The organism is Candidatus Falkowbacteria bacterium, from assembly GCA_013336275.1.
In the GTDB taxonomy this organism is placed as follows: Bacteria; Patescibacteriota; Patescibacteriia; order Patescibacteriales; family GWE2-39-37; genus JAAXUA01.
On record JAAXUA010000005.1, the window covers coordinates 1 to 20,045 of the forward strand.

Genomic DNA, 20,045 nt, shown 5'->3' on the forward strand with positions numbered 1-20,045 from the left:
GAAAGCAGCTGAAAGTCCAGACCATCGTCTCCTGGCAGACCAACGAGCCGACCATCGGCCAGGTCCAATATATCAAGGGCGTAGTCACCGACGACAAGGAGTTCCCGGACAAGACCCCAGCCGAGACTACCTACTCCCGAAAGCACGTGGCCGTGGTCACCAAGTTCGACTCCGGCCAGGTCTATACCTTCCGTATCACCGCCACCGACTCTTCGGGCAACACCGTCACCTCCAAGATCTACACCATCCTCACCCCCAAGCAGAAGGAATCGGTCTTCCAGCTGATCCTCAAGAACTTCGAGGATATCTTCGGTTGGGTCGGGAAGGTGGGGAATTGATGTTTGATACAGAATAAAAGGCGGGCATTGACCGCCTTTTGCTTTTTTGGCTAAAATGAGGTAAAATATCGGTGTATTGTAAAAATATGAAACATTGGCGCAGAGCGTTATATCTGATGCAGACCATCGAGGGTTTGGCTGGAGGATTGATCGGGGTTTTTATTCCGATTTATTTTCTGACTTTGGGCTATGGCCTTAGGGATGTTTTTTATTTTTTTATAGTCAATAACCTAGCGATTTTGGTCTTGTTTCTGGTTGCGGCAGCGTTCGCACATCGCTTCGGCTTCGCTAAGACGATCGGGCTCAGACTCTTGTTCTTATCCGCCAATCTGTTTTTGCTTTTTAATTTGAAAGCTTATCCGAACGCATTTTATCTGATTTCTCTTTTGAGTGCGGCGGAGATCGCCTTCTATTGGTTTCCTTTGCACGTCATTTTCGCCAAGGCGACAGATCACGATAAAGTCGATGAGCATGTGAGCAACTTGATGGCATTGCCAGCCTTAGCCAAGGCACTGCTGCCTTTTTTCGGGGCAACGATTACCGCCTTATTCGGCTTCAAAGCGCTCTTTGTCGTGGCAGGCGTCTTTTATATGGCATCAGCGGTGCCTCTGCTGTTTGTCGGACACATCCCGGTCGATGTCAAAATAAGCGGCGCGAAAATCATCGAATATGTCAAACGGTTCAAGAAATATTTTGCAATCGAGACTCTGCTGTCAGCTGTCGGTGAAGTGGAAGGGTATTTGTTGCCCATTTTCCTGTTTCTTCTTTTTAAGGACGTGATGGCGGTCGGAGCCGTAGCGACTTATCTCAGTCTTGGCTCGGCTCTTTTTACGATGATCATCGGCAAATACTCCAACCATGGCAATGGCAGGGCTTTTCTACGAGCCGGTGCGCTATCAATGGCCTTGGTTTGGCTGGCGCGTTTTACGGCTGAAACCCAGACCGCCTTTTATCTTTTGAGCGTTGTGGCCGGATTTTGCGGCGTCTTGATTTCAGTCCCGTTCTCTTCCATGATTTATCGTAACGCCAAGGATAGCCATGTCGAAGATTTCATCATTTTCCGCGAGCTGCCGATATCTTTAGGGCGTATTGCTCTGTACCTTTTAGCTTTGCTGATCGCCAGCAGCATCAAGTGGTCTTTCGTGGCTGCCGCTGTCGCTTATCTGGCTTTAATATTCATCTAATCATTCCGATATGGAAAATCTATTGAAAAAAATTGAGGAACTGCGAGAGCGTCTTTTGGAGCTGTGGCGCCTTTTGGATATCGACCGGCAGATCGAACATCTGCACGAAGCGAAACTGGAGACCGGCAAGCCGGATTTTTGGAATGATAGGGAAAAGGCGGTTGCGGTAGGCAGGCAGGTGGAAGAGTTGGAACGCGAGACCGGAAAGTGGCAGGAGCTCAAGACTAAAATCACTGACTTGGAACAGTTGACGGCTGAGGCCGAAAGGGAAGGCGATGTCAGTATGAACGAGGAGATAGAAGGGCAATACAATGACCTCAAGGAGCAGCTGGCAGGTTTCGAGTTTTTGGTGCTATTTTCTGGAAAATATGACCAGAATAATGCCATTATCTCCGTCCATGCCGGCACCGGTGGCGTTGATGCCCAGGATTGGGCCGAAATCCTTGAGCGGATGTTCCTGCGCTTCGCGGAAAAGCGAGGGTGGCAGAGCGAGATCATCGATTATTCTCCGGGCAACGAAGCCGGCATCAAGAGCGTGTCCATCCAGATTACCGGCCGCTGGGCTTACGGTTATCTGCGGAGCGAGTCCGGCGTTCATCGCTTGGTGCGCATCTCACCGTTCGACGGCGAGGGTATGCGTCATACTTCATTTGCTTTGGTCGAAGTTATCCCTGAGTTGGCAGAGCAGAGCGACATCGTTATCCGTGATGAAGATTTGGAAGTCGACACATATCGCGCCTCCGGGCCGGGCGGACAGAATGTCAATAAGACCGAGAGCGCTATCCGCATCAAGCACAAGCCGACGGGCATCGTCGTTTCCTGTCAGACCGAACGCTCACAGCACCAGAATCGCGATAATGCGATGAAGATACTCTTGGGCAAACTGCATCAGCTGCAGCAAGCTGAATCGGACGCTGAACAATCAAGGCTCAAGGGTGCGGCCCAGAAAGCGGAGTGGGGCAAGCAGATCCGGTCTTACGTGATGCAGCCTTATCAGATGGTCAAGGACCACCGGACAAACTACGAGATGACCGATATCAGAGCCGTGTTAGACGGCGAGTTGGCCGGTTTTATGGAGGCCTATCTTAGAAAATCGGTCGACGCGAATTAGTTATCGGCCATGTTCAGGCAGCAGTTCGGCCAGATAGAGCCTACGCCAGCTAATTTACTCTTGTCTGCAAGCTTGGTTTTTGTGGTTGGCATCGCCGTTTTTTCATATTTACCGGATTGGCTCGCCAGCAATGAAGCCATCTGGCTGGGGGTGATGTCAGTTGTCGGAGTGCTTGCATCCTGGCTGTGGGCAAGAGCAAGGTGCCGTTATGCGCTAGCGGCGCTTTTTTTATTGGCTTTTGCCGGCTGGCGCTATTCTTTGACCTTCCCGGCGGGTAGCGAGCAATCCATATGGCGGTACAATGAGAAGAGGGTCGTATTGACGGGGACGATAGGTGACGAACCTGTCTTTAGCCAAAAAGACCAGCGCTTATTGATCGAGGTCTCATACTTGCTGGAACCAGAGAATAAAATGGTTGATGGGCGTGTTCTGGCCGTCACCAACCTGAATCCCGCCTTCGCTTATGGGAATAGAGTGAAACTGTCTTGTATGCTGCAGACGCCTCGGCCGATTGAGGATTTCGCTTATGACCGTTATCTGGCTAAGGACGGTGTTTACTCCGTCTGTTACCAGCCGCTGATCAGTGTGGTCGGACGGTCCGAGACGTCTTGGCTGCAGCGGTTGAGGATCCAGGTTTTTGCGGTCAAGGATTGGGCGCGGAGACAGATCGGACGCGCCTTGCCGGAGCCGCAAGCCAGTTTGGTTAAGGGCATGATTTTGGGTGACCAGCGAGGCATCAGCCGGGAAGTACAATCGGATTTCAGCCGCAGCGGCCTAAGTCATATCGTCGCCATTTCCGGCATGAACATGACCATACTGGCGGCCCTGTTCGTGGAGTTCTTCCTGCTGGCAGGGTTATCACGGCGTCCGGCAGTCGTTATCGCTGGAGCTGCGTTATGGTTATATACTCTGCTTATCGGCTGGCCAGCTTCGGCTGTGCGCGCCGTTATCTTGAGTTCGCTTTACCTTTTGGCAGTATTTGCTGGGAGGCTGGCTGACCTGCCTCGCGCCCTAGCCTTAGCCGCGGCTACGATGCTTTTGGCCAGTCCGCGGATGTTGCGGGATGATCTGGGATTTTCATTGAGCTTCTTGGCCTTTTTGGGGGTGGCATATTTTGTCCCTTTGTTCGATCGGATCAGTTGGTGGCCGAAAAGCTTTTTGCCCAAAGTCAGGGAGCTAATCTGGCTGACTTTGTCGGCGCAGATTTTGGTCTGGCCGCTTTTGGCAGTCACGTTCGGTCAGGTTTCGCTGATTGCTCCCCTGGCCAATCTCCTAGTCGTTTGGACCTTGCCGTTAATCATGCTAATCGCCCTTGTCGGGTTGCCGTTGGCGGCATTCTGGCTGCCCCTTGGACAAGGACTGCTGCTTTTGACCGGTTGGTTGGCCGGTTTTGATGCTGCCGTCGCGCGGCTCATGGCTCGGCCAGACTGGGCAGTAACAAACGTGAGCGGCCTGTCGGGTTCGGCCATATTATCATACTATATGTTCGTGGCGTGGTTGTTGTTTCGGCTGAGAAAACGGATGTCAGCAGAAAGCGAGAATATTTTGTGATTTTATTCTGACATGTTATAATATTTCCATGATAACCAAGGAAAAATTGCTTCAATCCAAGCCCGCATCTTGGCATGTCATCTTACTTGCGGCGGTATTCGTCCTAATGCTGGCCAGTTCCGCAGTTTTTTTCTATTGGTACATGTTCGGAGGGAAGAACAAACTGCCGACACAGAAGCTTGAGCCAGCCCGTGGCGCTTATGTTTATCCTAGGTACAAATTAGAGAACGTCATAAAACAGAAGATTTTCGGATCAGGGGTCGACGTCAGCCGATAGCAGAACAGCTTCGGCTGTTTTTTTTGTCTGAATAAACCATCGATATGAAAAGATTATTGCTTTCAGTTTCACTCTTGGCGACGCTAGCCTCCTTGGCTTGGGGCGGGTATTTCTATTGGCACAATCTCCGCGGCGCTTCATTAGCGTTGCGCAGCCCTAAGGTCAGCATCGTCGAGCTGTTCGAACGCTCGAGACAGATCGGCACCACCACAGTAGAACTGCCATTAAAACTGCCGCCTGGGTTTACGGCTTCGATTTTTGCCAAGGATTTGGATGGCCCGCGCGTTTTGGCCTATGACCCGACAGGCAAGTTGCTGGTCAGCCTGCCAAAATCTGGCAAGGTCGTAGCTTTGGCAGACAAGGACGGCGACGCCAAAGCTGATTCAGCCGTTGAAGTCGTGACGGGCCTCGATAGCCCGCACGGCGTTGCCGTGCGCTGCTATGCTGATAACGGCACCAAAGATTGCAAGCTCTTCATCGCCGAAACCGACCAGCTGGCCGCCTACGATTACGATACGCTCCTGCTCAAGGCGACCAATAAGAAAAAATTGATGGAGCTGCCGGCGGGCAGCGGCCATTCAACGCGGACGGTCAAGGTCGGGCCGGACGAACGGCTTTATGTTTCGATCGGTTCAAGCTGCAACGTGTGCCATGAAAAGGATGACCGGCGTGCCAAAATTTTCTCTTTGAAGCCAGATGGTACCGACGTCAGGGAATCGGCTCGCGGCTTGCGCAATTCCGTTTTTTTCGAATGGAGCTATGTCGACGGCCGCATGTGGGCCACGGACATGGGGCGCGATCTCTTAGGCGACGACTTGCCGCCAGATGAGATCAATATCATCGAGACTGGGGGCAGCGGACCGAAGAACTACGGCTGGCCCACCTGCTATGGCAAGAATATCCACGATACGGATTTTGATAAGAATACCTATATTCGCAATCCTTGCCAGGAGCCGACAGAAGTACCTAGCTACATAGATATACCGGCGCACTCGGCGCCTCTCGGCCTGGCTTTCGTGCCTGAAGAGGGGTGGCCCGAAGCTTATTGGTACAATCTGCTTGTAGCCTATCATGGCTCGTGGAATCGCACCAAGCCGACCGGCTACAAGGTGGTGCGGGTGAAGCTCGATGCTAAGGGGAACTATCTGGGCACGGAAGATTTCATCACTGGTTGGCTTTTAGAAGACAATAAGTCCACGCTGGGCCGGCCCGTCGATATCCTGTTATCTCCTGGCGGCCTGATGTACCTGTCGGATGATGGCGCCGGGGTGATCTATCGGGTCACTTATAATTCCGAAAATGCCCCGAGCAGCACTGGCCAACTGCCTCGGCCCAAAGTCTTGGTAGAGTCGCCGCAACCGGGCACAGCCATTGCCAGTCCGCTGGAGATCCGCGGCCAGGCTTATGGAACTTGGTTTTTTGAGGCTTCGTTTCCCATAAAGCTTGTCGATGCCGATGGCAAAGCACTTGGCCAGGCCATTGCCCAAGCGCAAAGCGATTGGATGACAGAAAAACTGGTCGGATTCAAGGCGGTACTGGAGTTCACCGTACCGACTAGCACTGATAGAGGGGTTCTTATTTTTTCCAAAGATAATCCATCCGGCTTGCCTGAGCACGATGACAGTTTCGAGGTCCCGGTTAAGTTCAAACAGAATTGATGAAGAGGCGGCTCATCGCGATCGCTGTTTTGGCAGCCGTTGCTACTGGATTATTTTTGCTGCTGGTAATATCTGATCGACCCGCACAGGCCAGGGTTGATTTTTTAGATGTCGGGCAGGGTGACGCGACGCTCTTGCAGGCGCCATCCGGCCAGCGCATCCTGATAGACGGCGGTCCGGATCGGGCGGTTTTAGGCGAATTGGCTCGGGTTTTGCCTTTCTGGACCAAAGAGATCGATTTGGTAATTATAAGTCATTTTCACGAGGATCATATCGGCGGACTTTTGTCGGTTGCGCAAAATTACAAAGTCAAAGAGGCAGTCTTCGATAGCTGGCAAGCACCAAGCCAGAAAGTCCAAGAGGTGCTGTCCGGGTTTAAGGCGGAGGGCGTCGGCTTGGCTGTGAACAGGGGGAGGAAAAAAATAGACTTGGGCCCTGGTTGCGGCTTGGAATTGGCCGGCGCAAACCAGGCGGAGAAGGATGATAATCATTCATTGATTGCCAGATTCGACTGCGCAGGCAAGAGCTGGCTTTTTTTGGGCGATGCACCAATCGAAGAGCAGGCACGATTCAGGGAGGAATTACCGGATTGGCGCGCAGAAACGGTCAAAATCAGCCACCATGGATCGGATGACGGGCTTGACGAAGCTTGGCTTGAGCAGCTCGGGGCCAAGGCGGCAGTAATCGAGGTCGGAAAGGGGAATAAGTATCATCATCCTAGCCGTCGGGTTTTGAAAAAACTGGAAAGGCTCGGCCTCGAGATTCGGCGGACAGATTTGGATGGTCGGGTTTCTTTCGCTTATGGCCCGTAAGAAACCCTTGCCTAGACGGGGGTTTATAGTTATAATGCGAGTATTAAATCAAAAATAATATGCCTGAGAACAAAAAGACCATTTTAGTCGTAGAGGATGACCCGGTTTTAAGCGTTATGTACAAGACCAAGCTCGAAGCCGAGGGTTACACGATATTCACGGCAGCTAATGGCGTCGAAGCCTTGGCCGAGGCCAAGGCGGAGAAGCCGGACTTGATCCTTTTGGATATAATCCTGCCGCAGTTAGACGGTTTTTCCGTTTTGGAGGAGCTAAAGGACGACACGAAGACTAAGAAGATTCCTGTAATCATGCTGACCAACCTCGGCACGGACGAAGACAGGGAAAAGGGCCAGAAGCTAGGCGCTGTCGACTATCTGGTCAAGGCCAATTATACTCCGGAGCAGATAAGTTCGGAAATCAAGAAATTTTTATAAAATAATAGATATTATGGCTCACCCAAGAAAAGAACAGACTTTTGTCATTATCAAGCCGGACGGAGTACAACGCTCTTTGATCGGTGACATCATCGGCCGTATCGAACGTGCCGGCCTGAAGATTTCCGGTATCAAATTTGTCGTGCCGACAGCAGAACAGTGCTGGACCCATTATAACAAGGATGAGGTCTGGTTTCAGGCCAAAGGAGAGAAAATTTACAATCAGCGCAAAGAGGCGGGGCTGCCGCTAGAGAAGGAAGCAATCGAATATGGACGCGACATTATCGGCCAGCTGGTTAAATTCATGACTTCCGGACCGGTCGTAACCATGGTCATTGAGGGCAATCAGGCCGTGGCCAATGTTACCCGCTTGGTCGGAGGCACCGAGCCGCTTACGGCCGATATCGGCACTATCCGCGGCGACCTGACTTTGGATTCTTACGATTTGGCCGGTATCGATGGCCGCGCTGTGCGGAATCTGATCCACTGCTCGGACAAGCCGGAAGAAGCGCAGCGTGAAATCGCCATCTGGTTCAAGCCAGAGGAAATAGTTTCATATCGTCTCGTGGCTGAACAGGTCCTTTACGACGTTAATTTGGACGGGATTTTAGAGTAATTGCTAAAATTAGCATAAAACAAGAAGTTGTCAGCTCAAGAAGTTGACAACTTCTTGTTTTTAAGCTATATTTATCCACATATGATTAAGAATTATATCAAAACCAGCGTCAAGGCTATTATCGCCCTCATTATTGCCCTCGTCGGCAAGAAGTTTGCGCTGGGTTTGGTAAGACTTGATCAATAGGAGATTACTCCAAGTAAGCCAACCGAACCCGGCCAAATGAGCCGGGATTTTTTGTTCTTTGGACATTTTATTCGAACGAAGTCCATATCCACCGGGCTAAAAGCCCACAACCATCACGGAGGTATGCCATGAACAAGTCAGGAGAGGATGGCGTCGGCGTCGCAGTCGTAGGCAAACAGGTAACTGAGCTGATGAAAGCCAGCGGAGAGATTTTGGGGTACAGGCGTTACTGCTCAAACCTCCACGATGTTTCTCCGACAGCGAAAAGCTGTCCGCAGTGCGGCTGCAAAAAGTTCACCGTAGAACCGATCGAGATCGGCATGATGATCGATCCGACCAAGGAATTGGCGACCGAATCGCCGACTCCGATGCACGGAAACTATGGCTGTATCCGTCAGCCGCTGAGAGCATAATCGCTTTGTCCGTTCTGCGCTAGCAGGGCATAACAGGCCAGGATTTAAATCCCGCCGGGTAACCCTCGGAAGGTGGTCCGTCGCCAGCGTATGAATGGGCATTAACATGGGCGGAGGCAACCCCTCCGCCCAATCCAAACTTTAGCTTCGGCTACTATTCCAGTGAAGGAGATGCGCATGGCACCAGGAGATGTTTATAAAGACGATCGGGATATTTTCGATCGTCTCAAGGAAGGAGAAGGAGTTGTCATCGTCCGCACGCCTCAAGGCGTCACCACTTGGGGAGCCCCCAAGAATATGATCACTGAGTGCTGCGATCTGGCCTGTGAAAAGGTCGGCGCCTTGGTTGGCCGCAACCCCGAGAGCGTGTCTGTTCTCATCAGGGGCGGCGTCAACTGCAGCATGTCGGAAAACTCGGTCATCTGTGGCAGCTGCCCCGGACTCTGATCCTGTCACCAACTGCGGTTGCAGAGGGAGGTCTTATGACTAAGACAGCAGATGAGACAAGCGACTTCGTTCGCGTGCAGAAAATCGGCAACAGCCAGTTGACAACCTTGCCAGGACACAGCCGGATGATAATTCCCGGCATGCCCTCGCTGCCTTTGCGAGACAACAACAACGCCGCGCTCAGTGTGATCGCTGCCAGTCTCGGAGGGAAAGTTGACTTCGTATCGGATGTCGAATAACAACCGGCCCGTCGTGAAAAACGACGGGCCCCCTTACATCAAAAAAGCATTGATATATAACCTTTGAAAAGCATGAAGAGAGTCAACGAAAAAAAATATCTTCCGCTCTCGCTTTCACTCCTTCTTTTGAGATGGTCTTTTGTCGTTTGATCCGTAAAATCCGATCAAGCAGCAAAAGGCCACCGCAAAAACGGTGGTCTTTATTTTGCCCATTACAATCGAGCAAGTCACATTACGTATAAATGAAAGGAGATGGATTCCAGCAGCGGTACACAGTCGATTTTAACGCAGCATCAACCCATGCCAAGGAGGCAGACATGACCACGACAGAGAAGCAGGATAAGCCGCAGATCATCATTTTCGACACCACCCTTCGCGACGGCGAGCAGTCACCGGGCAACTCGATGAACATCGAAGAGAAGCTCCGGGTCGCCAAGCAGCTCCAGAAGCTGAACGTCGACGTCATCGAAGCAGGGTTCCCGATCGCATCCGAAGGCGACTTCGAAGCGGTCAGGCGCATCGCCCAGTCGATCAAGGGTCCGCAGATCGCCGGCTTGTGCCGATCAAGCGACAAGGACATCGACCGCGCTTGGGAGGCTTTGAAGCCTGCCGGCGAAAAAGGCCGTATCCACACCTTCATCGCCACTTCCGACATCCACATGCACTACAAGCTGAAGATGGAGCCGCAGGCGGTCCTGGAGGCGGCAATCAAAGCCGTCACGCGCGCCAAGTCGTACACCCCGAATGTCGAATTTTCCTGTGAGGACGCAGTCCGCACCAAATTGCCGTTCCTGGCCCAGGTGGTCGAAGCGGTAATCGCAGCCGGCGCCACGACCGTCAACATCCCTGATACGGTCGGCTACACCATCCCGTTCGAGTATTACAACATCATCAAGTACCTGAATGACAATGTGCCGAACATCAGCCAGGCCGTCATCTCGGTCCACTGCCACAACGACTTGGGACTGTCGGTCGCCAACTCCATTGCGGCTGTCATGGCCGGAGCCAGGCAGGTCGAGTGTACCATCAACGGCATCGGCGAGCGCGCAGGCAACTGCTCGCTCGAGGAATTCGTCATGGCGCTCCGGACGCGGCATGATATACTGCCTTACGTCTGCCAGGTCGACACCACGCAGATCACTTCCTCCAGCCGTCTGCTGACCACCATCACCGGCATCAACGTCCAACCTAACAAGGCGGTTGTTGGCGCCAACGCCTTCGCCCACGAAAGCGGGATCCATCAGCACGGCATGCTGATGCATGAATCGACCTACGAGATCATGACTCCCGAGTCGGTCGGGCTCAAGGCCAACGCCTTGGTCCTGGGCAAACATTCCGGCCGTCACGCTTTCAAGAAGCGGCTGATTGAGCTCGGCTATGATCTGTCCGAAGAGAACCTGAACAAGGCTTTTGCCAAGTTCAAGACTCTGGCCGATCTCAAGAAGGAGGTATTCGACGAGGATCTCGACGCGCTGGTAACGGAAGAAGTCTTCCGGTCTGACGAGAAATACAAGCTCGGCCACATCACGGTCACTTGCGGCTCGTTCCAGGTCGCGACGGCTACAGTCCAGATGGAAATCGACGGCGAAGTCGTCAGGACAGCCGAATTGGGCGATGGTCCGGTCGACGCCACCCTTAAGGCCATCAAGAAGCTGGCCAAAACCAAGGTCAGCCTGCTCGACTACAACGTCGGTTCCATCACCAAAGGCACTGATGCCCAGGGCGAGGTGACGGTCAAGATCGTCAACGGCGATGGCCGCGCCATCACTGGACGCGGCTCCTCGACCGATATCATCGAAGCTTCGGCTAAAGCCTTCATCAATGCCCTGAACCGGCAGCATTCCAGGAACGCCGTGCCTGTAACCGTAATGAACTCGCCCGAATAGGCGGAAAAACGCCTGCAATCGAAACGGGCGGCTAACTTCACAGTTAGCCGCCCGTATTTTTTATCCGAAGCTGCTTATTTCAATACGAATCTGACCAGCAAGTCAGTTATCTTGGCCATGTCGCTCACACGGATGCTTTCCCTCGAGGTATGCGGGTCCATGCCGCCGTAACCGATTGTGACAGCCTTGATGCCGTGCTTGACCAGTTCGTTGGCATCGCTGGCGCCACCGACCTTTTCAAAAGACGGGACCTCGCCAAGACTCTGCCAAAGCTGACCCAGGCTTTTGACTAGGGGATCGCTTAGAGGGTATTTATATCCGTCGCACTCGACAGTAGCCTTGATACTGATCTTGGCCTGGCCGCGCTTGGCTTCTTTTTCAAATATTTTCTTGATAGAGTTCACTTCTTTATTCATCTTGGATCTGACGTGGCTCCGGACTTCGGCGAGGATAGAAACTCGCTCCGGCACGCCATTGCGGATTTCACCACCGCGGATCACGCCGATGTTAGCGGTCGTTTCCTCATCAATCCGCCCTAGGCGTGCTTGGCCGATGGCCAAAGCGGCAATCTTGATGGCATCGATACCTTTTTCCGGGTGGCCGGCATGAGCCGCTTTACCCTGGATATCGATAACGAGATCGGTAATGAAGGGCGCAGCTATGACGATAATCGTGGCGCCTCCGCTGCGGTCAAGCACCAAGGCTTCCTTGGCCTTGAGCGACTTATAATCAAGGTTCTTGGCGCCATAAGATCCGATTTCCTCTTCGCGGGTAAAGACGATTTCCAGGGGGCGGTGAGTCACCTTGTTCCTGGTCAGATATTCCACGGCCGCCATGATTTCCGCGATGCCGGCCTTGTCGTCGGCCCCCAGGATATTGTCTCCGAGACTGGTGATGAGGTCACCTTTGATTTTAGCTTCGATGCCTCGCCCTGGCTCGACGGTGTCCATGTGGGCGCAAAGCATCAGGGGGGCTCCTTGTCCAGGGATTTTGGCGATGATGTTGCCGTAAGCATCAGTTTTGGCGGTAATGCCAAAACTTTTCAGCTTCTTGGTAATGAAATCGCTGACCGCCTGTTCATGGCCGGCCGGACTGTCGATCGCCACCAGGGATAAAAAAAGTTCCTGGCATGGTTCTTTGAAGTTTTTCATATAAGGTCATTATAGCTGAATTTTAAGATAAAAAAAGGGCAGCGCTGGGGCTGCCCGGGAAAGGACGATTACTGCAGAAGTGCAGTTAGTTTGGTTTCAAGCTCACGTTGGACCGGGGGAGGACCGAGAAAGGTAACGCCAAGTTTGCCTTGGCCGATGGTCGAGCCGATGTGGACGACCACTCCGTTGCCGCGCTTAGCGGAGAATTCCAGGTCTCCCAGGTCGATGTCATTAAGCGAACGGTGCCGGGTCTTAACCGATTTCGATGTCCAGGGGGTGTTCTTGCCGAGCAGTTTGTCGGCGACGGCGGTAGCGTAGCTCGAACCGTTCGGCCGGGGGTTGCATTCGACCGGCAGGTAGTAGATGTTGCTGTTCTCATCCTGGCAGACGGCGACGTCGTAGGCGAAGATGCCTTTGATGCCGAACTTCGCGGCGTAATGGGCCAGCGGGTGGGTTGTTTCCCAGGCCTTGGCATATTTGGCGGCGATTTCGGTTGAATGGCGGTTGCCGACATGCACATTGCCGTCGAGGACCTGGTCGGTCAGGAGCAGCGGCATGGCTCGTCCGTCTTCTTCGTAATACTGCAGATTAAGGAAGGTGATGGCACGGTGTTTCGATACCATGTCTTCCTGGATTTGGAATTTGATTTCCGGAGAAATCTTATCCAGGCAGGCGGTCAGCTGCTGCTTGTCTTCGCAGCGGAAGACGCCCCTGCCAGCCAGGCTGGTCGAAATCTTCATGAAGCAGGGGAACTCCAGGTGTCCGAGGTCGGTCAGCTGGTTCTTCGAGTCGTAACGCCAGGTTTTGGCCACCGGGATGCAGAGCGCTTCGCACAGCTGGATGAAGTCGTTCTTCGAATCCATGCTTTTGGTGATGGCCAGCCGCTCTTTGTCAGGACGGGCGCGGTGAGCATCATCGTTGAAGATGAAGGTGGACAGTCTGTATTCCGGGAAGTTAGTGACCATGTTGTAGGCCATCTTTCTCAGAATCAGGGTGGCCGGTTTGAGTCCGACCCGTTGCTGGTGGCGGATCATCCACTGGGCGTGCGGGTAATCTTCGGGATGCAGCATTACCACATCCTGGGGACTGGACAATGCCAAGGCACGGTCGGAATAGGGGCCGGTAATCGGTAAAGAAAGATTATCGCCGGGCATCGGGGCAAGGATCGGGGTGTTGTCATGGTCGAACAGGGTTCTTTTCATATTATCCTCCTGGGGGAATTTGCTGCGGGTTAGGGCCGCTGATGGGTGTTACGACTTTCTCCTTTCTGCCCAAAGTGAGCATGAATTGTAAGGAACGGGCGTTTCAAAAGCAAAAACCGACTCGTTAGCGAATCGGTTTTGGTTATCTGAAACTGTGAAATATATCTACACAACCAAAACCTTCAGCCGGTTATTATTACCGTCCATGCGTCCTGCGGCGAAAGTTAGAATTTTGGTTGATAAAATCATAACGGAATGATAGCACAAAAATGGGGTCTCGTCAAGGGTAAGTGCTTTTTTTTGTTTAATATTAAATATTTTTTATGCAAATAAACCTGTTAGTTTTTGGATAGCGACAAATCCGTTTCCAGTCTTGCTTTATCGAATTTATGGCTGCCATCGAAAAAGCCGATGATCTGTTCGACATTCTTGGCCGCGTTCTTGAGGCAGGAGGTGGCGCCGGGTGACGGCGTAATGTTGAAGATGATGTTTTCTCCGGTTATCCCGATTTCGCCCATCATCAGTTTCCGGTTCTGGATATCGATAAGCTGCGGCCTGATTCCAGCCTTGGTTTTCCCGTTTTTGAAGTCGGCATAAGTCAGGCCGGGAATTATTTTTTTGGCCAGCTTGGCGAAAGCGCGCGGCCCGAAATAGGGCAATTCATAGACGAGGCTGCGGCAAAGAAAAGTGAAGAGGGTCGGCTCGAAGACGACCTTGAGCAAAGCGCGCAGCGAAGAGTAGCTGTCAGCAGACGAGCTCAGGAAGTCGGTGAAGGTTCTGAGGCTGTTACGCTCGAGGAAAGGCATAATGTTGGCCGTCGGGCCGAAACGGGTATGGACGGAGTCGCCAAGATTCGGGTCGCCGTGCACGGCGGCGAAGGGCAGCTTACCTGATTGCATGGTGTAGACCTTGCCCTTGAGGGTCTGCCGGTTGGAGGTGTAAAAATTGCCGCCGACGGGCAAGATGGCGAATTCACGGCCGTATCCGAGCGACTTAGCGAACATCAGGCTGTGCGAGCACATAGCGACCACGACAGCCTCGGCTTCGATGCGCGCCTTGTCCGTTGTAATGACATAGCCGCTGGGGGTTTTTTTGATGTTGGTTACCTTGGCGCCTAAGAAAAGTTCGGTCATCTGGCCGGCTTTGCAGCCTTCATTAACAAGTGATTCGGCCAATTTGCCGAAATCGACCGTGTAGCCCTTGTCGGTATAGCAGGCGGCAAGAGTTTCATCGGCTTTGCGTCCGTTGACGATTTCCGGTTCAAGCTTGGCGATTTCTTCACGGCCGATCAGGCGGGAATCGGGGAACAGCTCTTTGAAGCGCTCGTGGCGCTCAGCCAAAGCGGCCACCTCCTTTTCACCTACTGCCAAAGCCATCTTTTGCGACACCTCATAGATGCCGCGGCCGTCATTTCCCAAAGACAGAAGATAGGCCACGACCATTTCCGAAGCGGCTTTAGTGACGCGGGCTTTTTCCAAAGAGTAATTGGTCTCGATATCGCCGAAGTGGAGGGTCTGGCTGTTGTTGCTGCCGCGGGAATTGATCTGCCCGAGCTGCGGACATTTTTCAACCAAGCAGATCGAGCCGACGTCGGTGTACTTGGCTAGGGTGTAGAAGGTAGCTGCGCCGGAGATTCCGCCGCCCAGAACCGCCACCTTGAATTTTTTTCCTTCCGTTGATTCCATGGATTTATTTTAAGGCATTATTATATAAAAAGCTGAAGTGTTTTCATATGGTCGGGAATTCATGTCCATTGACCACAAAAAAACCGACTCGTTTTGAGCCGGTTTTGCTTCGAGGCGTCCGCTATTCAGCTTCGCTCAAACCAAAACCGACGGCAATCATTATTGCCGTTATTATTATCATTATTCAGCTGTCGGAAATAGGACATTGACATATGACTATATGCTAGCAGGAAATGAAAGTTTGTTCAAGCGTAAAAAAAGGCACCCTTGCGAGTGCCTTGTCAGTTCAGAACAGTTGTGCGGAATCAGGCCATTTCGGCGCTGATGACGAATTCCATGCGTTCGAAATCGGCGAGCGCGTGCGGAGTAAGGTTGTCCCTTTCCACATAAAGCTCGATTTCACCGTGGTTGCCGTCTACTGAAGACAGGGAGGCCGATTCGCCGAAAATGCTTCTGGCGGTCGCTTCCATCTCATCAGGGTCGTCGTTGTGGCGGATCAGAATCCTTGCCATGGCGCACCTCCTCAGGGCTATGTGCGGTTTTACGACTTGAGCAAGGCGATGACAGCTTCCTGCGTCAGGGTTTGCTGTTCGCCGGTTTCGAGGTTCTTGACAGTCAGGTTCTTCTCTGCGAATTCGGTCTCGCCAGCGATGATGACGTACTGGAATTTCTTCTTGTTGGCGTATTTCATCTGCGCTTTGAGGGAGAGCGGTTCGAGGAAGATTTCAGTGTTGATGCCTTCTTGGCGGAGCGCGGTAGCGAGCTCCAGGTAATCTGCTATCCTGTCCTGGTCCATCGTGGTGACGAGCACCTTGGCGACGGTCGCCGGTCCGGCAGTAAGGATATCAGCCTTCAGCAAGCGGTCGAGCAGCCTGGTCAGGCCGATCGAGATGCCGACGCCAGGGAGCTTCTTGTCGGTGAAGTGGCTGGCCAGGTTTTCGTAGCGTCCGCCGGAGCAGATGCTGCCGATTCCCGGGTGGTCCTTGAGTACCGTCTCATAAACGGTGCCGGTGTAGTAGCCGAGTCCGCGAGCGATGCGCAGGTCGATGACCAAGTAGTCATCGGGTACGCCGAAGCGTTTGACGTTCTCGTAGACGCTGCGCAGCTCGGTGACACCTTCGAGAAAAAGCGCGTTGGTTTCCATCCGTTCCAGCCGGTCCAAGAGCTCGTCGTTGCCGCAGTCGGAAGAGATGACGCTCATCAGCTCGCTGATGCGTTCAGGCGCCATGCCCGTAACATCCTCGATGCCGCTGACGACTCGTCCGGTGCCGATCTTCTCCATCTTGTCGATGAGGGTGAGTACGGCTGCGATCTTGTCGTCCGAGATGCCGTAGTGCTGGCAAAGGCCTTGGAGGACCTTGCGGTTGTTCAGGCGGATGGCGAACTTGCCGATGTTGACCTCGCGGAAAACCTGGTAGATGATGCTGGGGATTTCCGCATCAGTCATGAGGCTCAGTTCACCGTCGCCGATAACGTCGATGTCGCACTGGTAGAATTCCCGGAAACGGCCGGATTGCGGACGTTCGCCGCGCCAGACCTTCTGGATCTGGTAGCGGCGGAAAGGGAAGGCCAGTTCGTTGTAGTGCTGGGCGACGTAGCGGGCCAGCGGGACGGTAAGATCGAAATGCAGGGCAAAACCGGTTTCGGGAGATTCACCCTCTTCGGCCGAGAGACGGCTTAAGGCGTAAATTTCCTTCTCGTCCCCGCCCTTCGAGGTCAGGGTCTCAGCCCTTTCGATGGCAGGGGTTTCGATCGGTACGAAGCCGAACTTCTCGTAGCTGGCCCGGATGATGTCAAGCAGCCTGTTTTCCAGGATCTTGACGCTGGGGAGCCACTCGGGGAAGCCGCTGATCGCTTGCGGCCTGACGATTTTTACTTCGGATGTTTTCATGCTTTTTCTCCTATGTGGTTTGTTGTTAACTACAGTTTAGGGTAGTCGTCGAGGTTCAGCTTTTCGCGCATCAGGTCGGCGGCAGCATAGCCGGTAGAAACTTTGCCGAACGGCATGCAACGGGAACGTACTTCAGCTTTACCCCAGACGAAGGGCAAACCGTCGGCAACGCCGCCGGTGCCTGCTATGGGGATGATGTACTTGACCGTTTCGCCGCTCTTGATGATCGCCTCGTTGGTCTTGAGGATGTGGGCGGATTCGATCAGCGTGCCTGCACCTCCGCCATAGACTATGACGCCGTCGAGCAGGCTCGTGAACATCGGACTCTCGTCACCCCAACGGCTTTCGCCGACCAGCGGCTCAACGCAGATGGAGATATCGAGAAATTCGAGCGGCAACGCGTGTTTGCGGCCGACGAGCGGGTATATCCCGATCGTCTTGAGACCGAGTTCCTTCGCTTTGAGCGTCGCCGTCTTGGGTACGCCCCATTTGGTTCCGCCGGTCAGGATAGCAATCTGGAAATTCTGCAGCTTCATCATGGCTTCGCCGATAATCCGCTCCTCCATCCGGCTGGCGAGTTCCTGGTACTGTTTCTGCAAGGGGTCATCCTGGGACAATCCTGCTATTTCCGCGTCTGCGCCGCCGGAAAAGGCGACAATCTTGTGCAAGCCGTTGTCTGACATGAATTTGCGGATCGCTCGGGAATAATCTTCTTTGCCGCTGACTACGATATGCATGGCCCACCTCCTTTCGTTTGTCTGACTGTCAGTCTGCTTGGGGTTTTGAAAAGATCCTTTACAAAAATAAAGCTTGTAAATCATTTAATCTTGGCAGATATAGGCCTCGCTGTCAAGCTGGCTGCCCTAGACCGTTCAATGCCCCGAGAGGTTGACAAATACCCAGTAAATGTTATCTTATAAAAAATTCGCACTTTAGAAAAGGAGGAAGGGGAAGATGGAGCAAAAATTGGAGATTCTCAGTTTGGCAGGAAATCAAGTGGACAACACGATTCTTGATAAATGCGCTAACCTGTATTGCGGCATCTGGAGGGAGCCGCCTTGGAACGAAGATTTCTGGAAACCTCAGGAAGTGAAGCAGGATATAATCCGGGATTCAGCGAAAGAAGCCGGTGACTGCCTGATCGCCGTTATCGGCACGGACAGAGTGGCCGGCTTCACTTGGGGCTACATGGCGCCGGACAATTATCTGGACGAGATTTCAGGGTCCGACTATTTCACTTCCTCGGGAAAGTTCACCGAAACGACGTTCTATGTCGATGAGCTGGGAGTCGATGCCGGTTGCCGCGGCCACGGCGTAGGCAAGCGGTTGACGAGAGCTCTCATCGACCATGCCGCGATCAGCGGAGCACGTTCCTTGGTTTTGCGGACCGACGAAAAGGCCTTCGCTGCCAGGGCGCTTTACGCCAAGCTCGGCTTCGTCGAAATCCCGGTGCGCGATGCGAAGTACCCGACCAGGACGTATTGGCATCTTGCAATTTAATGCATATCAAATGGGTAGGCCTCGGCCTACCCATTCTCATATAAATTATGGAAAGCAATAAAAAAAACAAAACATTGATTATCGCCGCCACTCACGGAGATGAGAAGATCGGGTTGGAGGTGGCTAGCGAGCTGATGCGCAAAGGACTGTCAGGACAGTTCGATCTGGCGATCGGCAATCCTTTCGCCCTGGCTGCCGGCCGGCGCTTCATCGAGCGTGACCTTAATCGCGCCTATCCGGGGGATATCGGATCTAAGCTGCTAGAGGATGTCCTTGCCTGCAAGAATCTGGACGCCGCCCGAAGCTATCGGTATGTCATCGATCTGCACGAGGCGAGATGCGGCTCGGATAATTTCATTATCGCTCCACGCGAAGAATTGCCGAAAGAGTTTCCTTTAGAAATGATCGACCTCAGGACCGTGCTGTTGTGGCCGGAACCGAAAGGGCCGATGGCCAGCCTTCTCGAGAATGCGATAGAGCTGGAGTTCGGCATGCTGGGCAAGGATAGGAGTAAGGTCGTGGCCGAGGCAGTGGCAGTGTGCGAGAAGTTTTTCTCTGGCTTGGCTAGGTCTGAAGCCGTCGATAGCGAAACGAAGGATGTTTATGAAGTCTATGGCCATTTGCCCGCCGGAGAGCCTTTTGAAGGGCAGGGGTCAGTCTTGAAAGATTTCGAACTGGCGAAGATGGGGAGCGAAGAATTCTACCCCCTACTCGTCAACCAATATATTGAAGAGGGAATCAGCTGTTACAAGATGAGAAAAAAATAGCCGCATTTAGCGGCTGTTTTTTTCTCTGATGAGATCGATTATCTTTTCTACTGCCTCAGTCTCGTTGGCTGCTTCGGCTTTAAGCCTCTTCCGGTCATCGAAGAACTGCCCGGCCATCTTGTCTGCCCAGCCGCCGGTGCCTTCGATCACTACGATCGGTATGTCGAGCTGATAGGCGATCAGCATCTCGGTCATAGTGCCGGAGCCGCCGGAAACGGCGATGATGCCGTCGCAGGAATTGACCAGGACGAATTCGCGGCCGCCGCCCCTTTCGAGACCGCTGGAGATTATGACGTCGGTATCGCCGGCTTCGTCCCAGATGTCCTTGCCTTTGCCATAAGTGACACCGACAGTCAGGCCGTCATGTTTCTTGGCCCCCCTGGCTGCAGCCGTCGAGAGGGAATCATAATCCTTCTCGGCACCATAAACCAGGATGTTGCCGCTTTTGGCCACGTCCTCGCCGATCCTCATGGCGATAGCCTCGAGCTTCTCGGAGTAATTCAGGTCGGCCGCCGAACCCATGACGCCGATTTGGAGTTTTCTATTTTTCATAAGCTTGTTATTCATTAGCCTCTAAATAGTAGAACATTTCGCTGCAGTTTGTCCAATTTTCGGTTTCGGGCAATTTCAAAGGTCGAACAGGAGCTCAGGAGAAAAAAATTCTTGACAGCGCATTCGAATTGGCCTAATGTTATTC

The 20,045-nt window shown here is 53.0% G+C and carries 22 protein-coding genes; 15 read left to right on the forward strand and 7 right to left on the reverse strand.

Annotation, left to right across the window (positions count from 1 at the left end; all coding sequences use genetic code 11):
- The 13 genes from HGA34_04430 to HGA34_04490 all read left to right on the forward strand — a co-directional run.
- On the forward strand, nucleotides 1–338 hold a 338-nt coding region (locus HGA34_04430; GenBank protein NTW22753.1), incomplete at its 5' end, for a hypothetical protein.
- Nucleotides 339–424: 86 nt separating this feature from the next.
- Nucleotides 425–1,522 (forward strand): MFS transporter, encoded by a 1,098-nt coding sequence (locus tag HGA34_04435; GenBank protein ID NTW22754.1) that lies wholly within the window; start codon nucleotides 425–427, stop codon nucleotides 1,520–1,522.
- 10 nt (nucleotides 1,523–1,532) lie between these two features.
- Nucleotides 1,533–2,633 (forward strand): peptide chain release factor 2, encoded by a 1,101-nt coding sequence (locus HGA34_04440; GenBank protein ID NTW22755.1) that lies wholly within the window; start codon nucleotides 1,533–1,535, stop codon nucleotides 2,631–2,633.
- Between the two features lie 9 nt (nucleotides 2,634–2,642).
- Nucleotides 2,643–4,184 (forward strand): ComEC/Rec2 family competence protein, encoded by a 1,542-nt coding sequence (locus tag HGA34_04445; GenBank protein ID NTW22756.1) that lies wholly within the window; start codon nucleotides 2,643–2,645, stop codon nucleotides 4,182–4,184.
- A 28-nt stretch (nucleotides 4,185–4,212) separates the two neighbouring features.
- Nucleotides 4,213–4,461 carry a hypothetical protein gene (locus HGA34_04450; protein NTW22757.1) on the forward strand — a complete coding sequence of 83 codons (249 nt, stop codon included), beginning with the start codon at nucleotides 4,213–4,215 and terminating at the stop codon, nucleotides 4,459–4,461.
- 44 nt (nucleotides 4,462–4,505) lie between these two features.
- Nucleotides 4,506–6,119 (forward strand): hypothetical protein, encoded by a 1,614-nt coding sequence (locus HGA34_04455; protein ID NTW22758.1) that lies wholly within the window; start codon nucleotides 4,506–4,508, stop codon nucleotides 6,117–6,119.
- Nucleotides 6,119–6,931, forward strand: a complete 813-nt coding sequence (locus HGA34_04460; GenBank protein NTW22759.1) for an MBL fold metallo-hydrolase — start codon at nucleotides 6,119–6,121, stop codon at nucleotides 6,929–6,931. The genes HGA34_04455 and HGA34_04460 overlap by 1 nt, the downstream gene beginning before the upstream one ends.
- A 59-nt stretch (nucleotides 6,932–6,990) precedes the next feature.
- Nucleotides 6,991–7,365, forward strand: a complete 375-nt coding sequence (locus tag HGA34_04465) for a response regulator (GenBank protein ID NTW22760.1) — start codon at nucleotides 6,991–6,993, stop codon at nucleotides 7,363–7,365.
- 13 nt (nucleotides 7,366–7,378) lie between these two features.
- Entirely contained in the window at nucleotides 7,379–7,981 is a 603-nt protein-coding gene (locus HGA34_04470) for a nucleoside-diphosphate kinase (protein ID NTW22761.1), read from the forward strand.
- A gap of 314 nt (nucleotides 7,982–8,295) precedes the next feature.
- On the forward strand, nucleotides 8,296–8,580 hold the full coding sequence (locus HGA34_04475; GenBank protein NTW22762.1) for a hypothetical protein: 285 nt from the start codon (nucleotides 8,296–8,298) through the stop codon (nucleotides 8,578–8,580).
- Between the two features lie 177 nt (nucleotides 8,581–8,757).
- Entirely contained in the window at nucleotides 8,758–9,027 is a 270-nt protein-coding gene (locus HGA34_04480) for a hypothetical protein (GenBank protein NTW22763.1), read from the forward strand.
- 35 nt (nucleotides 9,028–9,062) lie between these two features.
- Nucleotides 9,063–9,266 carry a hypothetical protein gene (locus tag HGA34_04485; protein NTW22764.1) on the forward strand — a complete coding sequence of 68 codons (204 nt, stop codon included), beginning with the start codon at nucleotides 9,063–9,065 and terminating at the stop codon, nucleotides 9,264–9,266.
- Nucleotides 9,267–9,583: 317 nt separating this feature from the next.
- Nucleotides 9,584–11,152: a 2-isopropylmalate synthase gene (locus HGA34_04490; protein NTW22765.1), complete on the forward strand. Its 1,569-nt coding sequence runs from the start codon at nucleotides 9,584–9,586 to the stop codon at nucleotides 11,150–11,152.
- A gap of 74 nt (nucleotides 11,153–11,226) precedes the next feature.
- On the opposite strand, the gene HGA34_04495 is transcribed toward HGA34_04490, so the two are convergent.
- The 6 genes from HGA34_04495 to HGA34_04520 all read right to left on the reverse strand — a co-directional run bounded on the left by HGA34_04495 (nucleotide 11,227) and on the right by HGA34_04520 (nucleotide 17,818).
- Nucleotides 11,227–12,303: a M20/M25/M40 family metallo-hydrolase gene (locus tag HGA34_04495; GenBank protein ID NTW22766.1), complete on the reverse strand. Its 1,077-nt coding sequence runs from the start codon at nucleotides 12,301–12,303 to the stop codon at nucleotides 11,227–11,229.
- A gap of 68 nt (nucleotides 12,304–12,371) precedes the next feature.
- Nucleotides 12,372–13,505, reverse strand: a complete 1,134-nt coding sequence (locus HGA34_04500) for a hypothetical protein (protein NTW22767.1) — start codon at nucleotides 13,503–13,505, stop codon at nucleotides 12,372–12,374.
- A 338-nt stretch (nucleotides 13,506–13,843) separates the two neighbouring features.
- Nucleotides 13,844–15,190 carry an FAD-dependent oxidoreductase gene (locus HGA34_04505; GenBank protein ID NTW22768.1) on the reverse strand — a complete coding sequence of 449 codons (1,347 nt, stop codon included), beginning with the start codon at nucleotides 15,188–15,190 and terminating at the stop codon, nucleotides 13,844–13,846.
- 305 nt (nucleotides 15,191–15,495) lie between these two features.
- Nucleotides 15,496–15,702, reverse strand: coding sequence for a hypothetical protein (locus HGA34_04510; GenBank protein NTW22769.1), 207 nt, complete (start codon nucleotides 15,700–15,702; stop codon nucleotides 15,496–15,498).
- A gap of 29 nt (nucleotides 15,703–15,731) precedes the next feature.
- Nucleotides 15,732–17,081 carry a histidine--tRNA ligase gene (hisS, locus tag HGA34_04515; protein NTW22770.1) on the reverse strand — a complete coding sequence of 450 codons (1,350 nt, stop codon included), beginning with the start codon at nucleotides 17,079–17,081 and terminating at the stop codon, nucleotides 15,732–15,734.
- Between the two features lie 29 nt (nucleotides 17,082–17,110).
- Entirely contained in the window at nucleotides 17,111–17,818 is a 708-nt protein-coding gene (locus HGA34_04520; GenBank protein NTW22771.1) for a hypothetical protein, read from the reverse strand.
- Nucleotides 17,819–18,035: 217 nt separating this feature from the next.
- On the opposite strand from HGA34_04520, the gene HGA34_04525 reads away from it, so the two are divergent.
- Nucleotides 18,036–18,581 carry a GNAT family N-acetyltransferase gene (locus HGA34_04525; protein ID NTW22772.1) on the forward strand — a complete coding sequence of 182 codons (546 nt, stop codon included), beginning with the start codon at nucleotides 18,036–18,038 and terminating at the stop codon, nucleotides 18,579–18,581.
- A 47-nt stretch (nucleotides 18,582–18,628) separates the two neighbouring features.
- The gene (locus tag HGA34_04530) at nucleotides 18,629–19,348 is read left to right on the forward strand and encodes a hypothetical protein (protein ID NTW22773.1); all 720 of its coding nucleotides are present in this window, start codon (nucleotides 18,629–18,631) and stop codon (nucleotides 19,346–19,348) included.
- A 6-nt stretch (nucleotides 19,349–19,354) separates the two neighbouring features.
- Here HGA34_04530 and HGA34_04535 read toward each other — a convergent pair whose 3' ends face one another.
- Nucleotides 19,355–19,900 (reverse strand): hypothetical protein, encoded by a 546-nt coding sequence (locus HGA34_04535; protein ID NTW22774.1) that lies wholly within the window; start codon nucleotides 19,898–19,900, stop codon nucleotides 19,355–19,357.
- Between the last annotated feature and the right edge of the window lie 145 nt (nucleotides 19,901–20,045).